Raw genomic sequence first — 15187 nt, 5'->3', positions numbered from 1 at the left:
TGTCTCCTCTCGTTCCTTTTTTTTTTTACTCTCCCCTCCACCCCCCAGACCTCCCCCTCCCTCTTCTTCGGCAGCGTCATGTGTGTACAAGGGCCAGCCCCCGGGCCGTCTCACATCGCCGGCTCGCCTCACGTCCCGAGGCCGCCCCGTACCCCCGGCCCCCCTCACGGTCCCAGCTCCCTGCGTCGGCGGAAGCCCGGTGTGGGCCGGTCGTTCCTGGAGCGGCCGCCCTTGTGTGCTCCCTCGGACGGCTTGACGAGGCCCAGTTCGCCCGCGAGCCCCCACAGGGCCTGTTTCACGACGCTCTTGTTGTCGAGTTCGTGGACGCGTCCGGCGTCCACGACCGCTTGCAGTTCCTTGAAGTTGGCGGGGATCGTCACCCCGGCGACCGGGGTGCCGGTGATCTTCCGGATCAGTGAGGGCTGGATCTCGGTGCCGCGGGTGTGCCGGTTGACGACCACCGTGGTCTCCTCGGCCTTGCGGATCTGGAGCCGGTCCCACATGCGGACGGTCCGTTTGGCGCCGCGGACCGCGACGACGTCGGGTGTGGTGACGAGCAGGGCCGTGTCGGCCATCTCGACGGCCGCCGCACCGGCCCCGCCGATCTGGGCGCCGCAGTCGATGACGACGACCTCGTAGCGGGAGCGCAGGGCGCTGACGATCTGGCGGACGGCCCGGTCGGTGACCTCCTCGCCGCGTTCGCCCTCGCCGGGGGCCAGCAGCAGGGCGAGGCCGCTGTCGTGGCGGAAGACGGCGTCGGCCAGCACGCGGGGGGAGATGTCGGTGATGGTGGCCAGGTCCGCCACCGAGCGGCGGAACTGGACGTCCAGGAAGGAGGCGATGTCCCCGGTCTGGAGGTCGAGGTCGACCAGGGCCGTGCTGCGGCCGGAGGCCTGGGCGGCGAGGGCGAGCTGGATGGAGGCGAGCGTCGTTCCCACTCCGCCCTTCGCCCCGCTGACCGTGACGACCGTGCCGCCGACCCCGGTGAACACGTCGACGGTGCCGCCCAGATGCCGCCGTACGCCCACCGACCACTGGGCGACCGCCTGGACCCGGCTGGCCAGTTCCTCGTAGCTCAGCGGCAGCGCCACAAGGCCCCGGGCCCCGTAGTCCATGGCGGCCTGGAAGAGGCCGGGGCTCGCGTCGGAGGTGACGAGGATGACGCCGACCGCGGGGAAGCGCAGGGCGACCTCGCGGATCAGCTCCAACGCCGGGACCGGGCCGATGCGTTCGTGGACGACCACGACCTCGGGCAGTTCGTCGAAGGACTCGGCGGCCAGGCGCGCGAGGGTGTCGACGAGCTGGGTGGAGTCGACGACCGGGGTCACCGGTTCGGCGTCCGGGAGCTGGCTGAGCAGGGTGGTGATGGAGCGGACCGCGTCCGCGTCGCCTACCGCCGGCAGGATCCTCGTGGGCATACGGCTCTCACTTGTCCTTCGCGAGTTCGTACGTGCGGTCCTGCTCGGGGACGGTGCCGGTCTCGCCCGGCGCGACCAGTGCGAGCCGGACGCGCTTGGCGAAGGACTCGGCGTACGTGATGCGCTGGGCGTCGATGGCGGAGAGCGCGAAGGTGATGGGGACGGCCTCGGTGGCCTCGCGGGTGCGGTCGTCGGCGTCGGGCTGGAGCGGGGTGAGGTCGCCCACGTCGAGGACCTTGGCGTTCGTCACGATGATCTTCGACTGGTCGGGGGCGCCCTCCCGCTCACCCTCGAAGGTGGCGTACACGTTGACCGTGGAGTTCGGTGTGATCTTGCCGGCCACACCGGTCGCCGCGTCGATCATGATGGCGACCTCCTGCTGCCCGGGCTGGAGGGCCGGCTGTGCCACGATCATGTCGCTCTGGAGCAGGGAGCCCTTCTTCAGGGCGGTGACGGCGATCTTGCCCTCGATCTCGCGGAGATTGCGGACCGCGTTGTCGGACAGCCACCGCTCGGGCATCTCGATCTTCTCGAACTGGGCCTCGCTCAGCGGTTTGTAGGGCTCCACGTTCGTCTTGAGCCGGTAGGCGGTGACCTCTGGGCCGACCTTGGACTCTGCGTCGTTGATGACGGACAGGACGCCGGCGAAGGCCGCGAGGGCGCAGACGGCCGACAGGATCAGGAGTATGACGCCGCGGCGCTGACGGGAGTTCATGAACCGTACAACCTCATTGGGGGATATCGGTCGACAGGGCTCACCCGGCGGTGAGTTGGTTCTGCTGGCTCTGCTGGTTGTACTGGTTCTGCTGGCTGTACCGGTTCTGCTGGTTGTAGTTGCTCTGCTGGTTCTCGGTGAGCGGTGACGTGGCGGAACAGAACACACAGCGGTCGCCGATCACATCGATGCCGCACCAGTGGCAGGCGCCCTGGCGGACCGACGCGACCAGTTGGTAGAGGACCGAGAGGTCGGGCAGGAACGAGCAGAACTCGATCACCTTCGGGGTGCCCCACCACGACGGTGACTCGGCGGGGAGCGGGGCCTCGCGCAGGCCCTGGACGTTCCAGGCCGGGGCGAGGGTGCCGGTGACCCAGTCGGACTGGAGCTGTCCCTTGGCGACCAGCATGGCGGTGGCGAACTCGGGGCCCTTCAGGGTGGCTTCGGGGCCGATGCGGACCAGTTGCGGTTCGGGATGGGCGATCACACCGAACTGGCTTCCCGGCACCCATGACTTGGTATGCGCCTTGAGGTCCACGGGAACGCGGTCGAGTTTGGTGACGGAGCCGAGGACCGCCCCGGCGTGGATGTAGTGGGTGAGCAGCCGGCCCGCGGAGGCGAGCACGCCGGGGCTGAGGTCGCAGGAGGCGAGCTGCCTCAACTGGCGGGCCAGGACGGCCAGTCCAAGGGGTGGCAGATCCGGACGGAACAGGGCGATACGGTCGCTCTCCAGGAGGGACCGTACGGTGTGCAGGCGTCGCTCGACCGCCTTCGGCACCGCCTTGGAGCAGACGACGATCACATGGCCGTGCTGGTCGACGAGCGACTGGAGGACTGCGAGCGAGCGCTCCAGCGGTTCCTTGTCGAGGTCCGGCAGGACGGTCGGGGGCACGGTCCGCTCGTCCTGCGGCGGCAGCGCCATGTCGGCACCGGTCACGGCAATGGCAGTTGGCACGCGCAGCTCCCCGTTCCCATGCCCCGCCGGCCCGACCGGCGTTACTCCGGCACACCCAGTCGACTTCACTGCGTGACTACGTCAGCACTCTAGCCACGCCCATGTGACCGGAGAACAGCGTTTCTTCAGCTGATGGCAACTGTTTTTGCGCAAGGTTCCCCAAACCAGGGCGGATTGCATATGCCGATCCCGCATGGCGGGCCCGGCGGACCCGGAGAATCACCAAAGATGGTCTGGACCTATTGACGGACTCGATTGGTCTGGACCAGTCTGCTTGTCATGGCCATACTCAGACGACGCTCTGCTCGCTTCTGGTCGGCAGCGGTTCTCGCAGCCCTCGCCCTCGGTGTGTCCGGCACAGGCCAGGCCTCCGCCGCGGATGTCAACAACGCCAAGAACGCCGGCTTCGAGTCCGGCCTGACGAACTGGACCTGTACGGCGGGCAGCGGGGCGACCGTCTCCTCGCCGGTGCACGGCGGCGCGGCCGCGCTGAAGGCGACGCCGGCCGGGCAGGACAACGCGAAGTGCACGCAGGCGGTGGCGGTGAAGCCCGGGTCGACGTACACGCTCAGCGCGTGGGTGCAGGGCGGGTACTCCTATCTCGGGGTGACCGGCACCGGTACGACGGACGTGTCGACGTGGACGCCCGACTCCACCTCCTGGAAGCAGCTGTCGACGACGTTCACCACCGGGTCCTCGACGACCTCGGTGACGGTCTACACGCACGGCTGGTACGGGCAGGCGGCGTACTTCGCCGACGACGTCTCGGTGTACGGCCCCGACGGCGGCGGGGGCACCGATCCGCTGCCGACGATCCCGGGGGCGCCGGGCGGTCTGGCGGTCTCCGGTACGTCGTCCTCGTCGGTGTCCCTGTCCTGGAACACGGTCTCCGGCGTGACCGGGTACAACGTCTACCGCGCCGGTACGAAGGTGACGGCGGTGACCGGCACGTCGGCGACGGTGACCGGGCTCGCGGCGTCGACGTCGTACTCCTTCCAGGTCACGGCGACCAACTCGGCGGGTGAGTCCGCGAAGTCGGCGGCGGTGACGGGGACGACGACGGCGACCCCGACCGGTCCCGCGCTCCCCAAGCACGCCGTCACCGGCTACTGGCAGAACTTCAACAACGGGGCCACCGTCCAGAAGATCTCCGACGTCCAGTCCCAGTACGACATCATCGCGGTGGCCTTCGCGGACGCGACGACGACTCCGGGCGCGGTGACCTTCAACCTCGACTCGGCCGGGCTGGGCGGTTACACCGTCGCCCAGTTCAAGGCGGACATCGCGGCGAAGAAGGCGGCCGGGAAGAAGGTCATCGTCTCGGTGGGCGGTGAGCGGGGCACGGTCGCGGTCAACGACTCCTCCTCGGCGACGAACTTCGCGAACTCGGTGTACTCGCTGATGCAGACGTACGGCTTCGACGGCGTGGACATCGACCTGGAGAACGGCCTCAACGCGACGTACATGACCCAGGCGCTGCGGTCGCTGTCGTCGAAGGCGGGCTCGTCCCTGATCATCACGATGGCGCCGCAGACGATCGACATGCAGTCGACGTCGAACACGTACTTCCAGACCGCGCTGAACGTGAAGGACATCCTCACGGTCGTCAACATGCAGTACTACAACAGCGGTTCCATGCTCGGCTGCGACGGCAAGGTGTACTCCCAGGGCTCGGTCGACTTCCTGACCGCCCTCGCCTGCATCCAGTTGGAGGGCGGCCTCTCCCCGTCCCAGGTGGGCCTGGGCCTCCCGGCCTCGACGAGCGGCGCGGGCAGCGGGTACGTCTCCCCGACGGTCGTCAACAACGCCCTCGACTGCCTCACCAAGGGCACGGGGTGCGGCTCCTTCAAGCCGTCCAGGACCTACCCGGACCTGCGGGGCGCGATGACCTGGTCGACCAACTGGGACGCGTCGGCGGGGAATGCGTGGTCGAACGCGGTGGGCCCGCACGTGCACGCATTGCCGTAGCGGAAGTCTCGGAGCGTGGGGGTGGGGGTGGCCTGACCACCCCCACCCCCACGCTCACTGCCGGAGCAGACAACCGATGAACTCCAGCACGTCCTCGGCCTCGCGGATCACGAAGTCGGCGTATCCGTCCACCGGGTTGTCTTGGCACAGGCGCTGCCATTCGCCGAGCATCTCAGGGGAGTTACGAAGGCGCTGCGTGACGGCCCGGGCGAATTCCGCCGGATCCAGCTGCGGTGGATCGACCTCCTCGACCAGCTTCCCCAGGCTGTCGTATCCCGCCACGTAGTCGGACGGGAGAAACAGCAGTCGGTCGAGCCAGTCCCGCGGGCCGAAAGCGTCATCCAGATCCGCCCGCCAGTCGGCATGCCCCAGCTGCGCCGACATGAACAGGTCCCGCCAATCGATCTGCATCTCCTCGATCGCACGGAAAAGCCTGTCCGCATCGCCATTCGCCCGGATGACGATGGCGGCCGTGACTCTCTCCGCGGCGACCCGGCGAAATTTGCCTGCCTCGGCTTCCTTCAGCATCCAGATGACCGTATCCGCGTCGGCCCCGAACTGTTCCGCGATCCTGACGGCGATGCGATGGGTGACTGCCACGGCTCACCCCACCGGCCTGTAGTAGCCCAATACCGCGGCCAGCCCCGCGAACCACTCCCGCAGGCGTTCGCGTGGCTTCGCGTCCAGTACGCATTCGTAGACGTTGCCGTCGACGTGGACGACCGCGACCATCAGCGACTTGCCGTTGGGGCTCGCCCGGTAGTGGACGCTGCGGATCTCCGGCCAGTCGAATTCGGCCTCGACACCGTTGAGTTCCAGGGTGACCCCGGAGGAGTCGATGGCCACCGAGCTGCGACGGTCGACGGCGAGGAACTCGGGCATCGGCATCGGCATCGGCGGGGGTGGGCCGAAGCCCTGGGGTGGGTGGCTCGGATACGGCGGGTACGTCATCGCGGGTCCCCCGGGGTGGTACGGCTAGGTGTGTGCGTAGGGCAACTTACTCGCCGTACCCGGCACGCGGGCACTCGTCACCGTCGGCACCAGCGAGATCGCCACCGCCCCCAGCACCGCCGTCACCGCGTACGTCGTGAACCCCAGCCCCGCGTTGCCCTCCGTGAGGACCATGCCGCCCAGCGCGGGGCCGACGATCGCGCCCGTGCGGCCGATGCCGGTGACCCAGCCGAGGGCGGTGGCCCGGACATCCGCCCCGTACACGCGGGTCGCGGCCGCGTAGACCATCGTCTGGGCGCTGAACAGCCAGATACCGGTGAGGAAGACGATCCCGTACGCCAGGAGGAGGGGGAGCTGGTCCCGCAACGCGAACGTGCCGCACGCCGTCAGGACGAACCACAGGGCCGAGACCTTCACCGGGCCGAATCTGTCCGCCGCGCGGCCCGCGATCAGCATGCCCACGATGCCGCCCGCGTTGATCACCATGAGGAAAGCGACGGAGGAGGTCAGCGAGTAGCCCGACGCCCGCATCAGTTCCGGCAGCCAGACCGAGACGCCGAAGACCAGGAGGAGGCCGGAGAAGGAGGCGACCCAGAGGAGGGGCGTGGCCAGGCGGACGTCCCGGGTGAACAGGGACCTGATGGCGCTCGCCCCCGCCCGGGGCTTCCGCACGGGGCGCTCCAGGCCGTAGCGGTCCGCCACCTCGTACGCCTGCTCCGTGCGCCCCCGGGCGAACAGCACGCCCGGCGACTCGGGCAGCCGGCGCCGTACCAGCGGCACCGCGATCAGCGCGGGGAGCGCGCCCGCCCAGTACACCCAGCGCCAGCCGTGCTCGGGGGCGAGCGCGAGGCCGAGGCCCGTGGCCGTCATACCGCCCGCGTGGTACGAGGTCATCAGCAGGCCGGTGGCGAGGGCCACGCGGCCCGGTGGGGCGAACTCGGCGACGATCGCCAGCACGACGGGGGTGAGGCCGCCGAGGCCCAGGCCCGACACGAAGCGCCCCAGACCGAAGGCGGCGGCGGTAGGGGCGAGCGCGCACCACGCCGAGCCCAGCGAGAAGACCACCACGCTCACCGTGACCAGGCGTCGACGCCCCAGCCGGTCGGTGAGCGAGCCGGCCGTCAGAGCGCCCAGCAGCATGCCGAACGTCGTCCAGCTCCCGATCGTCCCCGCGAGCCCCGGTGTGAAGCCGAACGCCTCGTCCGAGAGGAGATGCGGCAGCGTCGCGCCGTAGCTCGTGGCGTCCATGCCGTCGAAGAACAGCGCGAGCCAGCACAGGGCGAGCACCGGGCCGACGGTTCTGAAGGTGCGGTCGGTCGACGGCACAGGGGCGCCCACTTTCGAGTGCGGAACTGAACGCCCTGGTCAGAGGCTGTGCGAGTCTCTCCCCGGCCGTCAGCTGTGTCAATGCCCGCAAGATCCCATGCATCTGGTGTGAAACATTTCCGGGGGCCCACCGCATCAATGAAGTGAGAGCGCGAAGCAGGCGCACCCACCAGCAGGGGGAACACATGAGACAGGTCCTTGCGGACCAGTACGCGGAGTTCGCGGCGGCACGCGCGGGGCATCTCTACCGCTCCGCGTGCCTGCTCACCGCCGGGGACACGCATCTCGCCGAGGATCTGGTGCAGGAGACCCTGGGCCGGCTGTACATCAGCTGGCACCGGGTGGCCCGGGTCGGCAACCCCGCCGGGTACGCGCAGACCGTCCTCACCCGGGCGTTCCTCGCCCACCAGCGGCGCCGCAGCAGCAAGGAGCGCGCCACCGACGAGTTCCCGGAGCAGGCCTACGCCGACCACGGCGACGTCCCGCTGCGCCTCACCCTGCTCCAGGCGCTCTCCCGGCTGCCCGCCAAGGACCGGGCGGTGGTCGTGCTGCGCTACTGGGAGGACCGCTCGATCGAGGAGACCGCCGACGCGATGAACGCCAGTTCCTCCGCCGTCCGCACCCGCTGCACCCGCGCCCTCGGCCGGCTGCGGGAGCTGCTGGGCGAGGACCTCGGCGAGTACGCACGCTTCTGACGGCCCCACCCGTCCCGATGACCTCGCCTCAGCCACACCTCTGACTTCTCATCCTTCACACCTCGGGGAAACGGTGGTTAGCCATGCCCGCTCAACAGCACAGTGATCCCTTCGAGGACCGTGTCGCCACGGAACTGCGCGATGCCGGGGGGCAGTTCGACGCCGACCCGCACGCGCTCACCACCGCGGGCCTGGCCCGTGGCCGACGGCTGCGGCTGCGGCGGAGGGCCGCCGTCGTGGGCGGCGCGGCCTCCCTCGCGCTCGTCGGGGTGGGCGGGGCGCTGCTCCTGCCCGGCGGCGGCACGGACCCGGACCCGTCCTCGGTGGCCTCGAAGCCGAGCGCTTCGACGACCGTGCCGCCCGTCTCCGGCCAGGAGCTGATCAGCACGCTCAAGGAGCAGCTCGGGTACGGGAAGTTCAGTCAGGAGACCGGTCGCGGTACCGCGGACTCGCCGTACGCGTGGCTCGTGTGGGACGACGGGGACGGGGGTTCCGTCGTCTCCGTGAACCTCGAACGGGTCGAGCCGGGCAGTGAGAACGCCCGCCAGTGGACCGAGTGCCCGGACAAGACGTTCGTTCCGTACGACCGTTGCACGACCGGCCGGCTGGACAACGGCTCGGTGCTGAAGATCCTCCAGGGGTACGAGTATCCCGACAAGCGGGAGCCCACCAAGATGTGGACCGCCGATCTGGTCACTCCGACCGGGCAGCATGTCTCGGTGACGGAGTGGAACGCCGAGGCCGAGAAGGGTTCGCCGGTCACCCGGGAGGAACCGCCTCTGGACGCCGCCGAGTTGAAGAAGCTGGTGACCGCCCCGGCGTGGCTGAAGGCCGTCGACGCCATCCCGCGGGACAAGCGGACGGCGACGCCCGCCGCGCCGCAGGAGACCGCCGCCACCGACATCCGCAAGACGCTCGTCGACGTCCTCCCCGACGGTCTCACCCCGGTCTCGCGGGGCGGTGACGAGTCCGGCTGGGGCTATGTCGTCGTCGACGACGGCGAGGGCAGGAGCCTGGTCGAGATCAACGTGCAGCCGAACATGGGGGACCTCCTCGGCGAGAGCCTCTTCGAGGGCGCCGAGGAGGTCGGCGACGGCACCGTGCTGGTCACCCGCGTGGACGCCGGTGACAAGGACGTCCCGGGTGCCGTCAGGTGGACCGTCGACACGGTGCGCATCAACGGGCTGCGGGTCGTGGTCAGCGCCCTCAACGCGGGCGGGCCGCACGACGCCCCGAGCCGTGACAAGCCCGCCCTGACGATGGAGCAGCTCAAGAAGATCGCGCTCAGCTCGGCGTGGGGGCCGAGCCGGGAGGAGTCGCAGACCGGTCAGAAGAACTCCGACCAGGGCTGATCCCAGATCTGCTTCACGCACAGCACCAGGAACAGCAGCCCGGCGATCACCAGCATCGCGTTGCTGACCGGGCCGTTGCGCCATTCGGCCGGTGTGCGTGCGGAGTTGAGGAGCCACATCAGGGTGCCGGCCAGGAAGGGGAGGAAGGCCGCGCCCAGGACGCCGTAGAGGATGATCAGGCGGAAGGGCTGGCCCTGGAAGAGCAGGACGATGGGCGGGAAGGTCAGCCACAGCAGGTATGCGCGGAAGGGCCAGGAGCGTTCGCGCGCACCGGAGGCGACCTCCTCGCCCGTCCCCTTGCTCTCGCCCTTGTCTCGGAAGCGGGCGACGAAGTCGGCAAACATCAGGCTCACGCCGTGCCAGACGCCGATCAGGGAGGTGTACGAGGTGGCGAAGAAGCCGATCAGGAAGAACTTGGCGGTCGCCGAGCCGTACTTGTCCGCCAGGATGTCGCTGAGCTGGATGAGCCCCTTGTCGCCACTGGCGATGGCGATGTTCGCCGAGTGCAGCATCTCGGCGCCGACGAACAGCATGGAGATGACGAAGATGCCGGTGGTGGCGTAGGCGACGCGGTTGTCGAGCCGCATGACCTTCATCCAGCCGGTGTTGGTCCAGCCCTTGGCGTTGACCCAGTAGCCGTACGCGGCAAGGGTGATGGTGCCGCCGACGCCGCCGATGAGGCCGAGGGTGTTGAGGACGGAGTCCTTCTCGTCGGGGAGGACGGGCAGCAGGCCCGCGAAGGCCTGCCCCAGGTTCGGGGTGACGCGGATCGCGAGGTAGACCGTCACCACGAACATGACGCCCACCAGGACCGTCATGACCTTCTCGAAGATCTCGTACCGGTTGAACCAGACGAAGACCAGCCCGGACAGACCGCAGGCGACGGCCCACCACTTGAGGTCCATCACGTCCGGGAACAGTGCCTGCAGCGGCAGCGCGCTGGACGACATCGCGGCGGCGCCGTAGACGAAGCCCCAGATCACCACGTAGGCGACGAAGAACCACGAGGTCCAGCGGCCCAGGCTCGCCCAGCCGTCGAAGAGGGTGCGGCCGGTGGACAGGTGCCAGCGGCCGGCGGCCTCGGCGAGGGAGATCTTGACCAGGCAGCCGATGACGGCGGCCCACAGGAGCGTGTAGCCGAAGTTGCTGCCCGCGACGAGGGTCGCGACCAGGTCGCCGGCGCCGACGCCGGTGGCCGCGACGACGATGCCGGGGCCGATGTACTTCCAACTGGACTTGCGGGGTAGGGGGTTGCCGGATGATGCCTGGGTATCTGTGGGGTTGCCCGTGGTGTCCGCCATGAAGGTCAAGAAAGCCCAACGCCGCCTGCCCGGCAAGGGGGCCTGCCCGGATCTTCACCCGATGCGCTTACCCGGGAGAAAAGGGTCGGGCCCCGGCGGCTGGGCAAGCGCACCGGGGCCCGGGCTGTGGTTCCGGGGAGAGTTGAGTTGACGTATCCGGAACTCTCGGGTCAGAACGACTGTCGCCGACCACAGTCGCCGGACCCGCACGTGCCGAGCTCGAACCACACGGTCTTGCCCGGCCCGTCCTGATGGCAGCCCCAGCGCCGGGCAAGCGCATCCACCAGGAACATGCCTCGGCCGCTCTCCGCGGTGCCCGCCTGGAGCACCTGGGGCGTACGGCGGCCGACATCGGCGACCTCGCAGCGCAGTACGCCGTGCGAGGCGAACAGGGTGAGGCGGAAGCTGCTCGCGGAGTGCAGCAGGGAGTTGGTGGCCAGCTCGCTGACGAGCAGTTCGGCCGTGTCCACCAGGTCCTCCTGATCCGCGAGTCCCCACCCCTCCAGCTGCCGGCGGACCGTGGCGCGGGCCTCGCGGACGGCGGCGGGGCGGGGGGCGTACTCGACGCTCAGATGGCCCGCCCCCAAGGGGGGTTGGGGGTACGAGGCGTACCGAGGATCGACTTCCAGCATGGGATCAGGATGTCCGTCCCCCCGGTGCCGCACACGGGGAGGAATACCCGATTCACTACCTACGGACATCAGTTCGGGATCGGGCCACGGCCGCCGGGTTCCGGCCATCGCGTCTTTATTGACTCTTGACCTGCTCATGCCATAGGCGCACGATGAGCGCCGCACCCGCACCTGTGAGTCACCTGTATCCCCACTTGCTCCAGGCCCGGAGACCCCGGAATCCCTGGAGAAACTAGGAGACTTCATGCGACTTCGCATACGAGGCTCAGGCGCCCGCGGCAAAAGACGTACCGCCGCCTTCGCCGTCCTGGTCGCCCTCGCACTCGCGGCGCCCCTCTCCCCGGGCGCCAGTGCCGACAGCACCGCCGGGGCGGCTCCCTCGGCGGACGACATCCGCCAGTACGAGGTCCACACCCACGCGACGGTCAAGGAACGCTCGGCCCTCCAGCAGGCCGGCGTGGCCATCGACGAGGTGGACGACCACGGTGTCGTGATCTCCGGCCGTGCCGACCAGATCAAGAGACTGCGCGCACAGGGCTACGACATCACCGCGCTCGGCGCCGTCCCCGACCGGTCCTCCGCCGCGGACAGCGCGGTGGGGATCCTCGACTTCCCCTCGGCCGACTCCAGATACCACAACTACACGGAGATGACGAACGAGATCAACTCGGTCGTCTCCGCCAACTCGTCCATCGCGAGCACCCTCGTGATCGGCACCTCGTACCAGGGCCGGAACATCGTCGCCATCAAGATCAGCGACAACGTGGCGACCGACGAGTCCGAGCCCGAGGTGCTGTTCACCCACCACCAGCACGCCCGTGAGCACCTCACCGTCGAGATGGCGCTGTACCTGCTCAACGAGCTGACCTCGGACTACGGCACCGACTCCCGGGTGACCAACATGGTCAACAACCGCGAGATCTGGATCGTCCCGGACCTCAACCCCGACGGCGGCGAGTACGACGTCGCGACCGGCTCCTACCGCTCCTGGCGCAAGAACCGGCAGCCCAACTCCGGTTCCTCCTACGTCGGTACCGACCTCAACCGCAACTGGGCCTACCGGTGGGGCTGCTGCGGCGGCTCGTCCGGGTCGACGTCCTCGGAGACGTACCGCGGCACGGCGGCCGAGTCGGCGCCCGAGGTCAAGGTCGTCGCCAACTTCGTCCGCAGCCGGGTCGTCGGCGGCGTGCAGCAGATCAAGGCCGGCATCGACTTCCACACGTACAGCGAACTGGTGCTGTGGCCCTACGGGTACACGACCGCGAACACGGCCACCGGCATGACGACCGACGACCGCAACGCCTTCGCCACGGTCGGCGGGAAGATGGCCGCGAGCAACGGCTACACGCCCGAGCAGTCCAGCGATCTGTACATCACCGACGGATCGATCGACGACTATCTGTGGGGCAGTCAGAAGATCTTCGGGTACACCTTCGAGATGTACCCGTCGTCGAGTTCCGGCGGCGGCTTCTACCCGCCCGACGAGGTGATCGCGGCGGAGACCGCGCGCAACCGGGACGCGGTGCTCCAACTGCTGGAGAACGCCGACTGTATGTACCGGTCCATCGGCAAGGAGGCGCAGTACTGCGCCTAGAGGTGGAGAGGTTGTGGGGAACTGCGGGCCGGTGGTGGCCGGTCGCGCAGTTCCCCGCGCCCCTGGGCGGGGCTAGTCGTCCTCGGAGTCTTCGGTGACCTCGGTGACCTCGGTGTCTTCGGCGCCGTCTTCGAAGTAGGCGTCCAGAACCGCGTCCAGCTGCTCGTCCCACTCCTGGAAACGCGCCCGCGACGTGGCCTCGACCTCGATCGGGTACCAGCGGCGGTCCGGGGTGTGCACGGTGATCGTGTACCGCTTGCCGAAGCGCGGCGTCTCGGTCTCTATCGCCCCGATCTCGTCCCAGCGGAACTCGCACCGCTCCTCGTCGAGGCTCAGGCGTACGCCCTTCGCGTCGGCGACGATCTTCGCGCGGCGGTCGGACGCCTCGAAGACGGGGCCGTCGGCCTCGTCCGGGTCCGCCTCCGGGTCGTCGGGAGCGGGTTCCTCCTCGGCGGCGGTCTCCTTCTTCGTGAGGGACACCTCCTCCGCGAGGGGCTCCTCGGCGTCCTCCGGCTTGGCGTCCTCCGGCTCGCCGGACACGGGTGAGGTCAGCCCGGGGATGAAGGCCGGGTCGAACCCGGCACCTTCCAGGGGCTTGCTGCTCGAACCTATGCGCTGCTCCACGCCGAAAAGTATGGCGGACGAACCTGTGCCGTGGGGCCCCGGGGCCGGATGTGGCCCGGGTGATGGGCGGATCCGTCCCGGGTTGGACCGGATCCGCCCATCACTGCCTAGACGAACAGGCTCAGCACCGCCGCCATCGCGAAGCCCGCCACCGACAGGACCGTCTCCAGGACCGTCCACGTCTTCAGCGTGTCCCGCTCCGAGATGCCGAAGTACTTCGACACCATCCAGAAGCCGCCGTCGTTGACGTGCGAGGCGAAGATCGAGCCCGCCGAGATGGCCATGATGACCAGGGCGACGAAGGCCTGGGAGTGGTCGCCCGCCGAGAGCAGGGGCGCCACGATGCCGGCCGTCGTCACGATCGCCACCGTCGCCGAGCCCTGGGCCACCCGCAGGACCACCGAGATCAGGTACGACAGGACGATCACCGGGAGGCCCACGTCGTTGAAGGTGTCCGAGAGCGCCTGGGCCACACCGCTCGCCTTGAGGATCGCGCCGAAGACCCCGCCCGCGCCCACGACGAGCAGGACGTTGCCGACCGGCTTGAGCGAGGCCGTCGAGACGGTCTCCAGGGACTTGCGGGACCAGCCGCGCCGGAGGCCGAGGAGGTAGTACGCGAGGAGCAGGGCGATCGTCAGGGCCACGAACGGGCTGCCGAAGAACTCGATCACCGAGCGTCCGGTGGACGGGTCCAGGGCGATCGAGGAGAAGGTGGCGGCGAGGATCAGGACCAGCGGGGTGCCGATGATGCCGAGGACCGTGCCCAGCGGGACCGGGTCCTCGCGGGGCTCCACGCCCTGCTCGCGCTGCTCGTTGACGACCGCGAGCCTGGCCTCCGCGGCCGCTTCCACCATGTCCTGCGGTACGGCCACGAAGATGCGCCGGCCGATCCACGCGGAGAACGCCCAGGCGGCCAGTACCGCCGGGATGCCGCAGATCACGCCCATCAGGATGACCCAGCCGAGGTCCACGTGGAGCAGTCCGGCCGCGGCCACCGGGCCGGGGTGCGGGGGCAGGAAGGCGTGGGTCATGGAGAGACCGGCGAGCAGGGGGAGACAGTAGAGCAGGATCGACTTGCCGCTGCGCTTGGCCGCCGCGTACACGATCGGGGCGAGGACGAAGATGCCCACGTCGAAGAAGACCGGGATGCCGAAGATCAGGCCGGTGAGGCCCATGGCGAGAGGTGCCCTCTTCTCACCGAAGAGGTTCAGGAGCCGGGACGCCAACACCTCGGCGCCGCCGCTGACTTCGAGGATCGCGCCGAGCATCGTGCCCAGGCCGATGATGATCGCGACATGGCCGAGGATGCCGCCCATGCCGGACTCGATGGTGGAGACGGCGTCGGAGCGCTGGACGGTGCCGAAGAGTTCGGTGACCGAGAGACCGGCGAGGAGGCCGACGGCTATGGAGACGGCGAGGAGGGCGACGAAGGGCTGGAGTCTGACCTTGATGATCAGGAAGAGGAGGAGGGCGATACCGATGGCGGCGACGGTGAGCAGACCGGCGGTGCCGTCGATGAGGAGGAGCAGGCCTCCGGTGTGGGGTGGGGTGGTGGCGGGGGGTGTCGCGGCGAGCTGTTGGGACATGGGGGTCCTCTGCGTAAGTACATAAAGCTTTCGGGCAGGGCGAATCGCGGCATGGCCACCCGTGGGGGGC

General features: G+C 69.2%; 14 protein-coding genes. 4 read left to right on the top strand and 10 right to left on the bottom strand.

The genetic code is table 11. The annotated features are described in order from the left end of the window. Nucleotides 1–164: 164 nt before the first annotated feature. The 3 genes from HLK59_RS41320 to HLK59_RS41310 are packed head-to-tail and all read right to left on the bottom strand — an operon-like array spanning nucleotide 165 to nucleotide 3088. A complete protein-coding gene (locus HLK59_RS41320; RefSeq protein WP_171146804.1) occupies nucleotides 165–1418 on the bottom strand; it encodes an AAA family ATPase in 1254 nt (417 codons plus the stop codon). Between the two features lie 7 nt (nucleotides 1419–1425). Next, nucleotides 1426–2133: a Flp pilus assembly protein CpaB gene (cpaB, locus tag HLK59_RS41315; RefSeq protein ID WP_171146803.1), complete on the bottom strand. Its 708-nt coding sequence runs from the start codon at nucleotides 2131–2133 to the stop codon at nucleotides 1426–1428. A gap of 40 nt (nucleotides 2134–2173) precedes the next feature. After that, nucleotides 2174–3088, bottom strand: a complete 915-nt coding sequence (locus tag HLK59_RS41310; RefSeq protein ID WP_346779935.1) for a hypothetical protein — start codon at nucleotides 3086–3088, stop codon at nucleotides 2174–2176. Nucleotides 3089–3367: 279 nt separating this feature from the next. Between HLK59_RS41310 and HLK59_RS41305 the strand changes: the two genes are divergently transcribed. Continuing rightward, a complete protein-coding gene (locus HLK59_RS41305; protein ID WP_171146802.1) occupies nucleotides 3368–5056 on the top strand; it encodes a glycoside hydrolase family 18 protein in 1689 nt (562 codons plus the stop codon). 54 nt (nucleotides 5057–5110) lie between these two features. Here the strand turns inward: HLK59_RS41305 and HLK59_RS41300 are convergent, their stop codons facing one another. Genes HLK59_RS41300 through HLK59_RS41290 form a run of 3 tightly spaced genes read right to left on the bottom strand, consistent with a single transcriptional unit; the run spans nucleotide 5111 to nucleotide 7333 of the window. Beyond that, complete coding sequence (locus tag HLK59_RS41300; protein WP_171146801.1) at nucleotides 5111–5656, bottom strand: hypothetical protein; 546 nt, start codon at nucleotides 5654–5656, stop codon at nucleotides 5111–5113. 3 nt (nucleotides 5657–5659) lie between these two features. Next, nucleotides 5660–6007 carry a hypothetical protein gene (locus tag HLK59_RS41295; RefSeq protein ID WP_171146800.1) on the bottom strand — a complete coding sequence of 116 codons (348 nt, stop codon included), beginning with the start codon at nucleotides 6005–6007 and terminating at the stop codon, nucleotides 5660–5662. A 24-nt stretch (nucleotides 6008–6031) separates the two neighbouring features. Next, entirely contained in the window at nucleotides 6032–7333 is a 1302-nt protein-coding gene (locus HLK59_RS41290) for an aromatic acid/H+ symport family MFS transporter (protein ID WP_346779934.1), read from the bottom strand. Between the two features lie 185 nt (nucleotides 7334–7518). Here HLK59_RS41290 and HLK59_RS41285 point away from each other — a divergent pair, with 185 nt between their 5' ends. Further along, nucleotides 7519–8028 (top strand): SigE family RNA polymerase sigma factor, encoded by a 510-nt coding sequence (locus tag HLK59_RS41285; RefSeq protein WP_171146799.1) that lies wholly within the window; start codon nucleotides 7519–7521, stop codon nucleotides 8026–8028. 83 nt (nucleotides 8029–8111) lie between these two features. Beyond that, nucleotides 8112–9380, top strand: coding sequence for a hypothetical protein (locus HLK59_RS41280; protein ID WP_171146798.1), 1269 nt, complete (start codon nucleotides 8112–8114; stop codon nucleotides 9378–9380). Here HLK59_RS41280 and HLK59_RS41275 read toward each other — a convergent pair. Both HLK59_RS41275 and HLK59_RS41270 read right to left on the bottom strand, forming a co-directional pair. Next, nucleotides 9356–10681, bottom strand: coding sequence for an Nramp family divalent metal transporter (locus HLK59_RS41275; protein WP_171146797.1), 1326 nt, complete (start codon nucleotides 10679–10681; stop codon nucleotides 9356–9358). The genes HLK59_RS41280 and HLK59_RS41275 overlap by 25 nt on opposite strands. Before the next feature lie 170 nt (nucleotides 10682–10851). Continuing rightward, the gene (locus HLK59_RS41270) at nucleotides 10852–11313 is read right to left on the bottom strand and encodes an ATP-binding protein (RefSeq protein ID WP_171146796.1); all 462 of its coding nucleotides are present in this window, start codon (nucleotides 11311–11313) and stop codon (nucleotides 10852–10854) included. Between the two features lie 244 nt (nucleotides 11314–11557). Between HLK59_RS41270 and HLK59_RS41265 the strand changes: the two genes are divergently transcribed. Continuing rightward, nucleotides 11558–12907, top strand: a complete 1350-nt coding sequence (locus tag HLK59_RS41265) for a M14 family metallopeptidase (RefSeq protein WP_171146795.1) — start codon at nucleotides 11558–11560, stop codon at nucleotides 12905–12907. A gap of 72 nt (nucleotides 12908–12979) precedes the next feature. Here HLK59_RS41265 and HLK59_RS41260 read toward each other — a convergent pair whose 3' ends face one another. Both HLK59_RS41260 and HLK59_RS41255 read right to left on the bottom strand, forming a co-directional pair. Beyond that, nucleotides 12980–13531 (bottom strand): hypothetical protein, encoded by a 552-nt coding sequence (locus HLK59_RS41260; protein WP_171146794.1) that lies wholly within the window; start codon nucleotides 13529–13531, stop codon nucleotides 12980–12982. Nucleotides 13532–13638: 107 nt separating this feature from the next. Further along, nucleotides 13639–15117, bottom strand: a complete 1479-nt coding sequence (locus HLK59_RS41255) for a gluconate:H+ symporter (protein WP_171146793.1) — start codon at nucleotides 15115–15117, stop codon at nucleotides 13639–13641. Nucleotides 15118–15187: the final 70 nt, after the last annotated feature.

It is taken from the genome of Streptomyces sp. S3(2020), assembly GCF_013044505.1.
Taxonomy (GTDB): domain Bacteria; phylum Actinomycetota; class Actinomycetes; order Streptomycetales; family Streptomycetaceae; genus Streptomyces.
This window is presented reverse-complemented; position numbering and strand designations above follow the sequence as displayed.